The 13,365-nt window shown below is 69.4% G+C and carries 13 protein-coding genes and 1 pseudogene; 13 read left to right on the top strand and 1 reads right to left on the bottom strand.

The window, feature by feature from the left end; genetic code table 11:
• Positions 1-22: 22 nt before the first annotated feature.
• Complete coding sequence (locus VFZ09_RS47145) at positions 23-1,705, bottom strand: AMP-binding protein (RefSeq protein ID WP_329734405.1); 1,683 nt, start codon at positions 1,703-1,705, stop codon at positions 23-25.
• Positions 1,706-1,911: 206 nt separating this feature from the next.
• Here VFZ09_RS47145 and VFZ09_RS47140 point away from each other — a divergent pair, with 206 nt between their 5' ends.
• From VFZ09_RS47140 to VFZ09_RS47080, 13 genes and pseudogenes are all read left to right on the top strand, one after another.
• Positions 1,912-2,769 (top strand): transketolase, encoded by an 858-nt coding sequence (locus VFZ09_RS47140; RefSeq protein WP_329734404.1) that lies wholly within the window; start codon positions 1,912-1,914, stop codon positions 2,767-2,769.
• Positions 2,766-3,770, top strand: coding sequence for a transketolase family protein (locus VFZ09_RS47135; protein WP_329734403.1), 1,005 nt, complete (start codon positions 2,766-2,768; stop codon positions 3,768-3,770). Before VFZ09_RS47140 ends, VFZ09_RS47135 begins: the two co-directional genes overlap by 4 nt.
• A gap of 32 nt (positions 3,771-3,802) precedes the next feature.
• Positions 3,803-4,006 (top strand): lysine biosynthesis protein LysW, encoded by a 204-nt coding sequence (gene lysW / locus VFZ09_RS47130; RefSeq protein ID WP_329734402.1) that lies wholly within the window; start codon positions 3,803-3,805, stop codon positions 4,004-4,006.
• A gap of 47 nt (positions 4,007-4,053) precedes the next feature.
• Positions 4,054-4,896 (top strand): RimK family alpha-L-glutamate ligase, encoded by an 843-nt coding sequence (locus VFZ09_RS47125; RefSeq protein ID WP_329734401.1) that lies wholly within the window; start codon positions 4,054-4,056, stop codon positions 4,894-4,896.
• A complete protein-coding gene (gene argC / locus VFZ09_RS47120) occupies positions 4,893-5,930 on the top strand; it encodes an N-acetyl-gamma-glutamyl-phosphate reductase (protein ID WP_329734400.1) in 1,038 nt (345 codons plus the stop codon). The genes VFZ09_RS47125 and argC overlap by 4 nt, the downstream gene beginning before the upstream one ends.
• An 18-nt stretch (positions 5,931-5,948) precedes the next feature.
• Positions 5,949-6,809, top strand: coding sequence for a family 3 encapsulin nanocompartment shell protein (locus VFZ09_RS47115; RefSeq protein ID WP_329734399.1), 861 nt, complete (start codon positions 5,949-5,951; stop codon positions 6,807-6,809).
• Between the two features lie 24 nt (positions 6,810-6,833).
• Complete coding sequence (locus VFZ09_RS47110; protein ID WP_329734398.1) at positions 6,834-7,835, top strand: sulfotransferase; 1,002 nt, start codon at positions 6,834-6,836, stop codon at positions 7,833-7,835.
• Positions 7,813-8,586 carry an SDR family oxidoreductase gene (locus VFZ09_RS47105; protein WP_329734397.1) on the top strand — a complete coding sequence of 258 codons (774 nt, stop codon included), beginning with the start codon at positions 7,813-7,815 and terminating at the stop codon, positions 8,584-8,586. Before VFZ09_RS47110 ends, VFZ09_RS47105 begins: the two co-directional genes overlap by 23 nt.
• Complete coding sequence (locus VFZ09_RS47100; RefSeq protein ID WP_329734396.1) at positions 8,583-9,428, top strand: [LysW]-aminoadipate kinase; 846 nt, start codon at positions 8,583-8,585, stop codon at positions 9,426-9,428. The genes VFZ09_RS47105 and VFZ09_RS47100 overlap by 4 nt, the downstream gene beginning before the upstream one ends.
• Positions 9,415-10,482 (top strand): M20/M25/M40 family metallo-hydrolase, encoded by a 1,068-nt coding sequence (locus tag VFZ09_RS47095; RefSeq protein ID WP_329734395.1) that lies wholly within the window; start codon positions 9,415-9,417, stop codon positions 10,480-10,482. The genes VFZ09_RS47100 and VFZ09_RS47095 overlap by 14 nt, the downstream gene beginning before the upstream one ends.
• Before the next feature lie 77 nt (positions 10,483-10,559).
• Positions 10,560-12,071 carry a cyclic nucleotide-binding domain-containing protein gene (locus VFZ09_RS47090; RefSeq protein ID WP_329734394.1) on the top strand — a complete coding sequence of 504 codons (1,512 nt, stop codon included), beginning with the start codon at positions 10,560-10,562 and terminating at the stop codon, positions 12,069-12,071.
• Between the two features lie 151 nt (positions 12,072-12,222).
• A pseudogene (locus VFZ09_RS47085) lies at positions 12,223-12,471 on the top strand (DUF2169 domain-containing protein); the annotation flags it as partial.
• On the top strand, positions 12,464-13,258 hold the full coding sequence (locus VFZ09_RS47080) for a DUF2169 domain-containing protein (protein WP_329734393.1): 795 nt from the start codon (positions 12,464-12,466) through the stop codon (positions 13,256-13,258). The pseudogene VFZ09_RS47085 and the gene VFZ09_RS47080, both read left to right, overlap by 8 nt.
• Positions 13,259-13,365 lie beyond the last annotated feature (107 nt).

Raw genomic sequence — 13,365 nt, 5'->3', positions numbered from 1 at the left:
GAAACCAGGGTGGAAGACAGACTCAGGCGGGGCTGCCGGGCTGCTCCTTCAAGCGCTCGCGCAGGAGGAACTTGCGGATCTTCCCGGAGGGCGTCTTCGGCATCTCGGAGATGATCTCCAGGCGATCCGGCCAGTACGAGACGGACATGCCGGCCTTGCGCAGGTGCTCTCGCAGTTCATTCAAGGTGGGGACCTCGTCGCGAGGCACCACGACGGCGCACACCCGCTCGCCGCCGATGCGATCATCCGCGTGGGCCACGACGGCGACCTCGCGCACCTTGGGATGCGCGTACAGCGCCGACTCGACCTCCACGACGGGAATCTTCATGCCGTGCCGGAAGATGATGTCCTTGAGCCGGCCGGCGATGCGGATGCCTCCGCGCCCGTCGTCGCGCGCCAGGTCGCCCGTGTCGAACCACCCCTCCGCATCCACACACGCGTTGTAGATGTCCTCGCGCTTGAAGTACCCGAGGCACTGGCTCGCGCCGCGCACCAGCAACCGCCCCGCGCCATCCGGGAAGGGCGTCCCGTCCTCGGAGAGGGCCGGAGCGATCTTCACCTCCATCCAGGGCACGGGAGCGCCGTCGCTGTTGGCGGGCCAGTCGGGCGGATCCTCGTGCCGGGTGATGGTGACGGCGCCGTTCTCCGTCATGCCCCAGAGCGTGTGCAGCCGGACGCCGAGCACCTCGCGCACCTCGGCGATGAGGTGGGGAGGCACGGGCGTGGAACCCGTGGCCAGACACCGGAGCGTGCCCACCTTCCGTGGCCGGCGCTTCTGCGACGCCAGCATGTTCAGGTAGTACGTGGGAATCCCATACATGAACGAGATTCCATGCTCCTCGATGAGCTTGAGGTGGAACTCGGGATCCGCCACGTCCAGGTAGACCGCCGTCGCCCCGAGCAGGACGGGCATCTGGAAGAGGTAGGTGAAACCACTCGAGGCGGTGAGGAGGCTCGGCAGGGAGATGACGTCGTCCGCGCCCAGCCCCAGGGTCTCGTTGAGCGCGCGGGTGATGGCGTAGTTCGTGTTGTACGAGTGGATGACGCCCTTGGGCTCGCCGGTGGTGCCCGAGGTGTAGAGCACGTTGAACACGTCATCCGCGCGGGCCGTCAGCGCGTCCAGGCTGCTGGACGGATGGCGCTCCTCCCACGGCTGGGAGACGAAGTGGGCGTCGAAGTCGAGCTCGCCCTCCCCCACCCCGCTGCCCGCCCCGAGGAAGATCCGGTGGCGCAGCGCCGGGAGCGCCGGAGCCATCTCGCGGAGCATGTCGCGATGGGAGAAGCCGGTCCAGCTCGCGGGCCCGATGTACACGGGCGCCTCGGTCCTGCCGAGGATGAACTCCACCTCGCGCCGCCGGTAGTCCGGAGGAATGGGCGCGAGCACCGCGCCGATCCGCGCGCACGCCAGGGCCAGCGCGGTGAACTGCCACCAGTTGGGGAGCTGCACGGCGACGATCTGCCCGCGCCCGACGCCCAGCTCGCGCAGGGCCCCGGCGAACCGCTCCATGTACCGGCCCAGCTCCGCGTAGCTGATCCGCGTGAGATCCCTCGAGAAGTACCGGGCCGCGATGATCGCCGTCTTGTCCGGGTGTTTCCGGATCGCACGGCGGAGGTCATCGACAACAGTCTCGTCGCGCCACCAACCCCTCTGGCGATAGGCCGAGCCGTTGAGCGGCACGACAGTGCTGCCGGATTTCTCCGCCATTGTCATATCTCCCCGATTGATTTGTTATTATGTGATTTGGGGTTTCATGCCCTAACACTTTCTTTGTGGCTGGCCAATGTCGGATTTTTTTTTTACATCGGCCCCAAAGTTCACACATTGACGAGTCACCGCTCGATTTCCTATAGGGTGAGCCCGCTTTAGCATCGAAGTCAGGAATTGCCCCCCCATCCATCATGACTCGCTCGATGACCGCAGCAACGACAAACGCTCGCGTCGAGCGCCCCTCGGATGATGCCCTGGGCCCGCTCCAGGCGCATGCGAGACATATCCGGCGGCTCATCGTCCGGCTCGCCGCCACCCCCGCGGGATGCCATGTCGGAGGCTCCCTCTCCCTCGTGGAGATCCTCGTGGCGCTGCTCGGGCGCGTCATGAAGCTCCATCCCCAGGAGCCCCTCTGGGAGGGGCGGGATCACCTCATCCTGTCCAAGGGACATGCCGCGGCGGGGCTGTATGCCGCACTGTCTGAATTTGGATACTTCGATCCCGAGGAGCTCGTCCAGAACTACAACGCGGAGTGCAGTCATTTCACTGGGCATGTCAGTGCAAGGGTTCCCGGGGTGGATTTCTCCACCGGCAGTCTCGGACATGGACTGGGTTTGGGAACCGGGCTCGCGCTCGGCTACCGGCTGAAAGGCCTGTCCAATCGTGTCTATGTCATCTGTGGCGACGGCGAGATGGGCGAGGGCTCCAACTGGGAGGCCCTCCAGATAGCCTCACATCAACGCCTGTCCAATCTGACAATAATTATCGACCGGAACGGGGGCCAGAACGACGGCCCGACGGAGTCCATCCTCTCCCAGGCCGCCCTCGCGGACCGGCTGCTCACGTTCGGGTTCGACACCGTGGAGGTGGACGGGCATGACCTCCCAGCGCTGCTCCAGGCGCTGGAAGCCCCCGCCACCGGGACGGCCCCGCGCGCCGTCATCGCGAAGACCCAGAAGGGAGCGGGCGTGCCGCTGTTCAAGGGCAAGGGCCCGCACTACGCCGTCTTCTCTCCCGAGCAGCTCCGGCGCGCGCTCGTGTCCATGGGAGAGACCCCTTGAGCGGCCCCCAGACGGGCGGCGCGGATCTCGCGAGCGCCCCGGAGGCCTGGCTGCGGGAGAACCCCAAGCTCTCCAACCGGCAGATCTTCCGGCATGCCCTCGCGCGCTTCGCGGACCAGGATTCGCGGCTCGTGCTGCTGGAGGCGGACCTCGGCGGCGGGGGAGATCCCTTCGAGGCCCGCCACCCCGGCCGCTCCTTCAACCTGGGCATCTGCGAGGCCACGATGCTCGACATGGCGTGCGGCATGGCGCACGTGGGGCACGTCGTCTTCGCGCACACCTTCGCGCCCTTCGGGGCCATGCGCGCCTGCGAGCAGGTGCGGCTCGGCATGGCCTACCCCCAGGCCAACGTGAAGCTCGTCTGTGACTACGGCGGCATCTCGGGCGCGTTCTTCGGGCCCACCCACCACGCCATCGAGGACCTCGCCATCCTCCGCGCCATGCCGGGGATGACGGTGTTCTCCCCCGCCGACGGCCTGGAGACGATCCTCGCCACGCGCGCGATGATCGACCACGACGGCCCCGTGTACATGCGGCTCGGCCGCAACCGGGTGAGCCGGCTGGAGGAGCCGCGCGGTGGCTTCGCGCTCGGCAAGGCGCTCTGTCTCCGGGAGGGCACCGACGTGGGGCTGATCGCCCACGGGGAGATCGGCGTCCACGTGGCGCTGGAGGCCGCCCGGCGGCTGGAGGGCCAGGGCGTCTCGGCGCGCGTGGTGAACCTGCACACGCTCAAGCCGCTCGACGAGGCGGCCATCCTCGAGACGGCGGAGCGGACGCGGCTGCTCGTCACGGTGGAGGAGCACAACATCCTCGGCGGGCTCGGCGGCGCGGTGTGCGAGACGGTCTGCGCGCATGGGCCCGCCCGGCGGGTGCTGCGGATCGGCATCCAGGATCGCTACGACCCGCTCGCGGGCTCCCACGAGTCGCTGCTGCTCGGGCACGGGCTCGAGGGCGCGGCGGTGGCCGAGCGCATCCTCGGCACGTGGCCGCGTCCCCAATAGGCGTCGTTGGAACCTGACTCAAGGAGGAGCGCATGCAGCTGCAGAAGCAGATGGAAGCCAAGGATGTGGCGGGAATCAACGGGTGCCCCACGTGCGCCTTCGAGATCACCGGTGACGGCTACATGGAGGGCGAGGTCGTCACGTGCGAGGGCTGCTCCGCCGAGCTCGAGGTGGTGGGCCTGAAGCCCCTCCGGTTCGCCGAGGCGCCCGAGGTCGAGGAGGACTGGGGCGAGTAGCCCCCTCCCCCCAGCGCCGTATTGGCGGATGGAGCCGCTCGGATCCCATGAAGAAGATCGATCTGATCTACACACGGTTGCGCACGGAAGAACGGATGATCCTCGAGGCGCTCCGCAAGCGGGACTGCGCGGTCGAGCTCCATCAGGACGCGGATCTCGTCCTTCCCCTGGATGCCGGGCGCTGGTCCGGGGGAAACGTCGTGCTGATGCGGAGCATGTCGCTCACGCGCTCCCGGTACCTGGCGGCCATCCTCGAGGTGAAGGGGGCGCGCGTGGTGAACAGCTCCCGGGCCATCACCACGTGCGGGGACAAGATCCTCACGACCCTGGCGCTGGCCGCGCAGGGGATTCCCATGCCGTGGTCGTTCGTGGGCTTCGAGGAGGAGGCCTGCCTCGCGGAGATCGAGCGCCGGGGCTACCCGGTGGTGACGAAGCCGGCGGTGGGCTCGTGGGGACGCATGGTGGCGCGCATCGACGGGCGCAGCGCGGCCGAGGGCCTCCTGCAGATGCGCTTCGACATGGGCAGCGCGCAGGACCACGTCGCGCTGGTGCAGCAGTACATCGACAAGCCGGGGTATGACCTGCGCGTCTACGTGCTGGGCCGGGCGGCCGGAGGCATCCGCCGGCGCTCGGAGCACTGGGTGACGAACACCGCGCGCGGCGCCGTGCCCGAGCGGTACGAGGTGCCCGAGTCGCACGCGAAGCTCGCCGAGCGCGCCGCGGCGGCCGTGGGGGCGGACATCGCGGCCGTGGACCTGCTCGAGACGCGCGGTGGGGAGATCCTCGTGAACGAGGTCAACCACTGCGTGGAGTTCGCCCGGAGCATCGAGTCCACCCGCATTCCGCTGCCGGAGTTGATCGCGGACTACGCCGCCGGGGTGCACCCATGACGCGCGTGGCCGTGCTGGGCGCCTCGGGCTACACGGGGGGCGAGGTGCTGCGGCTGCTCCTGGCCCACCCGGGCGTGGAAGTCGTCCAGGCCACCTCCGGGCAGTTCGCCGGCAAGCGCCTCGACTTCCCCCACCCGAGCCTCCGGGGCATGAGCGCGCTGCGCTTCGTCCCGCACGAGGCGCTGGAGCCGTGTGATCTGCTCGTGAGCTGCCTGCCCCAGGGAGGGCTCCTCCAGCGCTGGGCCCAGGTGCGCGAGCTCGCGGGCCGGATCGTCGATCTCAGCGCGGACTTCCGGTTGGACCCGGTGGACCACTCACGCTGGTACGCGAAGCACCCGCGGCCCGAGGACGCGCCGCGCTTCGTCTACGCGCTCCCCGAGTGGACCGCCCAGGAGCTGCCCGAGGCCCGGTATGTCGCCATCCCCGGCTGCATGGCGCACGCCGCGCTCCTGGGCATCCTCCCGCTGGTGCGCGCGGGGCTGGTGAAGCCGGAGCTCGTCGTGGACGCGAAGACGGGCTCTTCTGGCGGTGGCGCTACGCCGGACCGCGCGTCCCACCACCCCGAGCGCGCCTCCGCCCTCCGCTGCTACCGGCCCGTGGGGCACCGGCACACGGGGGAGATCGAGAACGTCGTCGAGCGGCTCACCCGGACGCGCCCCAGCGTGCACTTCAGCGCCACGGCCGTGCCGAGCGTGCGCGGCATCCTCGCGACGGTGCACGGCTTCGCCGCCCGGCCCCTCGACGAGAACGAGCCCTTGCGCGCCATCGCGATGGCCTACCGCGAGAAACCCTTCGTGCGGCTCATCCGGCCGAACACGAGCGCCTCGCCCTTCCCCGAGCCGGGCCCCCTGCAGGGGACGAACTACTGCGACCTGGCCGTGGACGTGGACACGGAGCGGCAGCGGATCGTCGTGAACGTGGCGATCGACAACCTGGTGAAGGGCGCGGCGGGAACGGCCGTCCACGCCATCAACCTGATGCTCGGGAGACCCGAGACCGAGGGCCTCGGCTTCCGCGGCCTGCATCCCATCTGAAACACAGGGGAAGAACACATGAGCACGAATGAAACCGCGGGGACCGAGCTGTCCCCCGGGAGGGCTTTCGCCGCGGCGGTCGTCTCCCAGGGCACGAAGGCGTCCGTGGAGTTCTCCACGACGATCACCGACTCGTTCCCGGGCTTCAAGCGCCGCCCCCGCATCGCGGTGCGCGGCCTCTTCAAGGTCGTGAAGACGGAGCAGCCCCAGGTCAAGTACTGGTACGAGACGCGCCCCCAGTCCGCCCTCACCGAGCAGGTCATCGACGCGCAGCTGCGGCAGGAGGCCACGTTCGAGTTCCACTCGGACAGGACGGAGCTGAAGCCGACCACGGCGTGGGTGCAGATCGATCCCGCCCTGCTGGATGATCCCGAGGCGCTCGCGACGTTCATCGACTACCGGCTGCTGGTGCGCCTGTGCACGGCGGAGAACCAGGCGCTCGCCCGCGGCCCCGGTGGCGAGCGCGTGCGCGGACTGCTGGAGACCCCGGGCGTGACCCGGCTCGCGGCGCGCGAGACCCCGGTGGCCTCGCTGCTGGCGGCGTGCAATCGCGTCGAGCAGGTGGGCGGCTCGGCCGACGGCATCCTGATGAACCCGGAGGACTACTACCGCTACTTCGTGGGCCAGGGCAGCCTGCTGAAGGACCTCGCGGACATGGGCGTGCGCATCGCCCGCGCGCGCATGGTGAACCCGGGCACCATCATCGTCGGGGACTACACCGCCGCCGCCACCATCTTCGACAGCGGCCGCTCCGTCATCCGCTTCGCCGAGCCCCCCAAGGGCATCTTCCCGCGCGAGGGGCTCGCCGTGTGCGGGGAGATCCAAGAGGCCCTGGTGGTCCACCTGCCCACGCACTTCTACGTCGCGGCGCTGGCCTGACGGCGGTTGGAACGGGGAGCGCGCGTGTCTCGAAATTCACTGAAGGTTCTCTACATCACCGGCTGGTGCCGCAACGGCAGCACCATCATCGGCAACGTGCTCAACGAGGTGGAGGGCTTCTTCCACACCGGTGAGCTCAGCTTCCTGTGGAAGAATGCCTACGGCAACGGCTCCAACACCTCCTGTGGCTGCGGTGAGGCGCTGACGAGCTGTGGCATCTGGTCCCGGGTGCTCCAGGAGGAGACGCCTCCGGGCCAGGATCCCGCCGGCCATGCCCGCGAGGTCGTGAAGCGCCAGACGAAGGCCGTCCGGACGCGGCACACGTGGAACATCCTCCGGGAGGGCACCCGCTCGGAGGCGGTCCGCGAGTACGCCGCCACGCTGAGCCGGACGTACCGCGCCATCGCGAAGGCCACCGGCAGCCACACCCTGGTGGACAGCGGCAAGCTCCCGTCCGAGGCGGCACTCCTTCCGCACGTGGAAGGCATCACGCCCTATTACCTCTACCTGGTGAGGGATCCCCGCGCCGCCGCGCACTCGTGGACGAAGACGAAGCAGTACGTCGTCCCCATGTCCACGTTCCGCAGCACCTCGTATTGGGTCGGGTTCAACCTCGCCTCCGAGGCCGTCATCCGGCGCTACCCCGAGCGCTCGTTCTTCCTCCGCTACGAGGACTTCATCGCGAATCCAGCCAGCGGGGTGGACGGGCTGCTCGGGATGCTCGGCGAGGAGGGCGCGGTCAATCCGGTGAAGGGGCGGACGGTGCAGCTGGGCGGCAACCACACCGTCACCGGCAATCCGGATCGCTTCCGCGCCGGGACCACGCTCCTGCGCCCGGAGGACGACGCGTGGCGGAAGGAGCTGCCCTCCCGGGCGAGGGCCCTCACCGAGGCGCTCTCCTGGCCGCTGATGGCCCGCTACGGCTACTACCAACCGCCGCGCACCCACGCCCGCGCGAGCGAGGGCTCCGTGACGGCGAACAACGACACCCGGGAGGACGTCCGTGGAACTGGGACTGGCAGGTAGGGTCGCGCTCATCGCGGGAGGCTCGAGTGGGCTCGGGCTGGCCGTCGCCGAGGAGCTGGCGAAGGAGGGGGCCCATGTCGCCATCGGCGCGAGGGACCCGGAGAAGCTCGGCCGGGCCGAGCGCCGGTTGAAGGAAATGGGCCGGGGCCGGGTGCTCGCGACGGAAGTGGACCTGAAGAACCCCGATGCCGTCCGCCGCTGGGTCGAGGACGTGGCGGGCCGCATGGGAGCACTCCACATCGCGGTGACGAACAGCGGCGGACCTCCTCCGGGCCCGGCGACGAAGTTCGGACTCGAGGCGTACCGGGAGGCCGTGGACGCGGTGCTGCTGCCCCCCATCGGCCTGGCGCTGGCCGCCCTCCCCCACATGAAGCAGGCCCGGTGGGGACGGCTGCTCTTCATCACCTCCGAGACGGTGGTCCGGCCCGTGGCGCGGTTCGCCCTCTCGGGCTTCTCGCGGCTCGGCATCGTCGGGTTCGCGTCCGCGCTCGTGCAGGAGCTGGGGGACTGCGGCGTCACCGTCAACGTGCTCGCCCCCGGCTACACCCGCACGCCCCCCGTCGAGCGCACCGCCGGCACCGAGGGAGACGTGGACGCCGGGCTGCGCGCCATGGCCGCCCACATCCCCATGCGCCGGGTGGGCCTCCCCGAGGAGTTCGCCGCCGCCGCCGCGTTCCTGGCGAGCGAGCGGGCCTCGTTCATCACCGGGACCGTGCAGCTCGTCGATGGTGGCGCGAGTGTGATCGGATGAGCCGCGGGCCCATCGTGGTGAAGATCGGCGGCGCCCCGGGGGTGGACCTCGAGAACGTCTGCGATGACGTCGCGGAGCTCGTCCGCCAGGGCGAGCGCGTCCTCGTGGTGAATGGAGGCTCGGACGCTGGAGAGCGGCTGTTGAAGCTCCACTCGCTCGAGCGCCCCGAGGTGACCACGCCCAGTGGCAACGTGGTGCGCCTCACGAACGCGGCCACCCTGCGCATCCTGATGATGGCGTGGGTGGGCGAGGTGAACAAACGCATCGTCCTGGCGCTCGGGGAGCGCGGCATCTCCGGGCTCGGGCTGTGCGGCGCGGATGGGCGGGTGCTCATCGCCCGGCGGCGGCCTCCGTTGAAGATCCACGACAACGGGCGGCTCCGGATCGACCGGGAGCACCTGGCCGGGGAGCTCACGGCGGTGAACACGGGCCTGCTGGGCACGCTGCTGGAGCTGGGCCACGTGCCCGTCCTCTGCCCTCCCGCGGTCACGGAGGACGGTGTGCTGGTGAACGCCGATGCGGATCAGGTCGCCGCGTCGGTGGCCACGGCGATGGGGGCCCGGGCCTTCGTCATGCTGTCGAACGTGCCGGGGCTGCTGGAGAACCCGAACGAGCCGCTGACGCTCGTGCGGCACAGCGACGACGTGGAGGGCTGCATGCAACTGGCGGCCGGACGCATGCGGTACAAGCTGGACGCCGCGCGCAAGGCGCTCCAGGGCGGAGTCCCCTCCGTCTATGTGAGCTCCTCCCGCGTGCCCCGCCCCGTGTTCGTCGCCCTCACCGAGGAGTCCGGCACGAAGTTCACCCTCCCCCGGAAGGACGCGGCCAATGCGGGCACGTGAGAAGTCGATCGAGTTCCTCAAGTGGATGGTGGAGCAGTACAGCCCCAGCCACCACGAGCACGCCTTCTCCCGTGCCCTGGCCGGGCAACTGGAGCGCCGCGGCTGGCGGGCCCACACGGACGAGGTGGGCAACACCATCGCCAGCCTGGGCGAGGGCGATACGTGCATCGCGCTGCTCGGCCACATCGACACGGTGCCCGGAGAGGTGCCGGTGCGCATCGAGGACGGGCGGCTCTTCGGGCGCGGGACGGTGGATGCCAAGGGGGCGATTGGCGCCTTCATCGAGGCCGTGGAGCTGCTCGAGGAGAGCGAGCGCGCCGGGAAGAAGTTCCTGCTGCTCGGGTGCGTCGAGGAGGAGGTGGCCATCACGCGCGGCGCGTTCCACGTCCGCGAGCGCTACCGCCCGGACTTCGTCATCAACGGAGAGCCGAGCGGGGCCCACGCGGTCACCATCGGGTACAAGGGGCTCGTCCGGGCCGAGCTCGAGTACCGGGCGAGCCGGCGCCACACGGCGAGCCGGGAGTACCGCGCCGCCGCCGAGCACGTCGTCGAGTCCTGGAACCAGCTGCGCGCGGACTGTGACGCGTGGAACCGGGAGCGGCCGCTCTTCGAGCAGAACCTGCCCTCGCTGACCTCGTTCCAGACGGGCGCGACGGACACCGAGGAGTGGGCGCGGGCCAGCGTGAACATCCGCACCGGCCCGTCCAGCGATGGCGAGCGCCTGCTGGCGCTCCTGGGCGGCGTTCCCGGCGTCACCGTGAATGCCCTCTCGAACAAGGGCGCGGTGAGCACGGATGGGAACGACGCGCTCTCGCGGATGTTCAAGCGCGTCATCCGCGAGCGGGGGGCTCGTCCGACGCTCCGGCTGAAGACGGGGACGTCGGACTGGAACACCGTGGCGGCGGCGTGGCAGGTGCCCACGCTCGCCTACGGCCCCGGCGACTCCTCCCTGGACCACACGCCGCACGAGCACATCGGGCTCGACGAGTACGAGGAGGGCGTCGCGGTGCTCGCTCGCGTGCTGGCGCTGCTGCCCACGAAGCCGCTGGGGTGAGGGGTGTGACGGCGTGCACACGTGGGCTGTTCGTGCCGTCACAGCCGCCCGGCGGCCTTCCGGGCAGAGTCGTTCGCATGTCCCACGTCACGAACACCGAAGTCATCCTCCCCCACTCCCTGTCCGCCGAGGCGCGGCGCCAGCTCATCGACTCCCTCTACGCCGTCCACCGGCGGATCTTCGATGGCGTGGGCCGGGAGTCCTTCGCCCGCTACGTGGTCGAGTCCCAGGCCGAGCACACGTGGCTGCTGCTCCACAAGAACGAGGCGGGAGAGGTGGTCGGCTACTTCGCCCTGCACCTCTTCGAGAAGCAGCTGGGCGACGAGCCCCTGGCGGTGTTCCGCGCGGAAGCGGGCCTGCTCAGGGAGTACCGGGGCGGCAACGTCAACGCGCGTTTCTGGATGGAGCGGGTGATCCACCATGTGCTGACGCACCCGGGCCGGCGCGTGTTCTACATGGGCTCGCTGGTGCACCCGTCCAGCTACTGGCTGTTCGCCCGGCACTGCGGCGAGGTGTGGCCACGGAGAGACCAGGAGACGCCCCCGGAGCTGCTGGCCTTCATGGACACGCTGGCCACGGAGTTCGGCCTGGAGAAGGTGCACCCGGCGCGGCCGCTGGTGCGGAAGGTGGGCTGGCGGACACGTGAGACGGAGGTGGAGCGCGAGTATTGGGCGCACTGTGACAAGCCCGAGGTGCGCTACTTCGTCGAGGCCAACCCCGGGTATGGCGAGGGGCACGGGCTGGTGACACTGGTGCCCATCACCCTGGGGAACCTGCGGAGCATGGCGCGGTCACTGCTGACGAAGCGGCTGCGCCAGTCCTTGGAGCAGCTGGCGGCTAGGGTGCAGCGCACGCGCCTCGGGGCCCGCCTGATCGCCTCGCGGGTGGTCCAGCAGCTGCGCCGGGTACCGTCCCTGGCCCACCTGGACGAAGGCACCCTGCGCGGCCTGGCAAGGCGAGCGGAGCGCCTCGTGCTGCCCGCGGGCCGGTACGTCTTCCACGCGGGGAGCGCCTGCGACGAGCTGTACGTGCTGGAGCGGGGCGCGGTCTACGTGCTGGCCGAAGGCGAGAAGCTCGTGGACGAGCTCGGCAGCGGCACGGTGTTCGGGGAGGGAGCGCTGCTCACGGGCGAGCGCCGCTCGGCGTCCATCCGCACGGCGACGGCGTCGACGCTGGTGCGCATTCCGCGCTCGGCGGTGCTGCCCCTGCTGGAGGGGGATGCGCGTCTGCGGGAGGGAATGTGGAAGACGCTCGCCGAGCGGCGCTTCGATGACCTGGTGCGCGGGAGCGAGCGGTACGGGCAGCTCGGGCGCAAGGACCGGCTCGCCCTGCTCCGGGAAGGAGAGCACCGCGAGCTGGCACCGAGGGAGCAGCACGAGCTCGAGGCGGGCACCTGGCTGTTCGTGCTCTCGGGCACGGTGGAGGTCGAGCACGAGGGGATGGAGATGACCCAGAGGGGTTCCACGTTCCTGGAGGCACGGCAGCCGCTGCGGATGAAGGCCCGGGAGACCACGCGGTTCGTGCTCCTGAAGCAGGAAGCGGCACGGCGGAACGAGGAGACCTCGCTCGTGTACCTCGCGGCGGCGTAGGACGGACCCGGCCCACCGTGCAACACCTCTTGAACCTACACCCGATGAACCTGAACCGCGCTCCGACCAGAAGGGGCATGGTGAACTGTTGAGTTACACTGGGCGCTCTCGCGAGGATCTCGGTTCTCAGCCTTAGCGGAGATGGCATGCCATGGGACACCCCACCGTCGATAACGAGACGCCGTTCGCCTTCGACATCATGAGCCTCGTGGATGAGGACGGGAGGCCCCTGCTGCTCTTAGTGGTAAAGGCTACCTATTCCATCGGCGACACGAGGCTGCGGCTCGCCGAGGAGCAGTTCCCAGTGAACTGGAGCGGCGAGTCCTGGGGTGAACCCGGCGAATCCAGCTACAAGTACGAGCCGGAGGGAGCCTTCATCAAGCCGGCCACGGATGTGGCACTCATCGGCCACGCACACGCACCACAGCGGGGTACTACCGAGACAGTGGTCGCCCTCCAGAGTAGGCCCGCTGAAAAAGGTCGTGCGCGTGGTGGGCGAGCGCACCTGGTTCCGCAGCATGGGCCGAGTGGGCATGACGAAGCCGCTGCCCTTCGAGACAATGCCCCTCGCCTGGGAGCGGGCCTTCGGTGGTTGGGACCGGACGGATTCGGGCAAGCCCGCCTTCGAGCCGCACAACCCGGTGGGTACCGGATTCCGTGCCAGCGCGCGCCATTTCGAGGAAGGATTGAAACTGCCCAACCTGGAGGATCCGGCGGAACCGCTGCGCGACTTCGGGCAGAAGGTCACGCCAGCGAACTTCGGATTTATCTCGCCCCACTGGCAGCCAAGGGCGAAGTACGCGGGCACCTACGACGAAGCCTGGAACAAGACGCGCAAGCCACTACTGCCGAAGGACTTCGACCAACGCTTCTTCAATGCCGCAGCACCAGGCCTCATCGCCCCTGGCTACCTCCAAGGCAACGAGGCCGTGGTCGTTGCTGGCGCCTCTCCAAGAGGTCGGCTCACCTTTCCACTCCCTGGCCAAGCAGCCCCCAGGGTCACCGTAGCCCTGACCAGCTCCGGGGACGTGAAGCCCGAGATGCGCCTGGACACCGTCATCCTCGACACGGACGCGGAGCACGTCCTGCTCCTATGGCGCGGGCATGTGGTGCTCAGTGACGGTATGCATGATGTGCGCGACTTACGCGTCACTGCTGAGGGTGTTTCTCGACTGAAGACAGCCTGAGAGTGCAGACTCATTTCCAGCTTTCCTGAATTGGTTCTGGCTCGCCGCCCACTTGACTCCTTGAGCGGGCCTGTGTTCGCGCTACGTGGATTCGGCGTGGTAATCTC

Source organism: Archangium sp., assembly GCF_036277355.1.
In the GTDB taxonomy this organism is placed as follows: Bacteria; Myxococcota; Myxococcia; order Myxococcales; family Myxococcaceae; genus Archangium.
The sequence above is the reverse complement of the archived record's forward strand: the minus strand, read 5'-3'. Positions and strand labels throughout refer to the sequence as shown.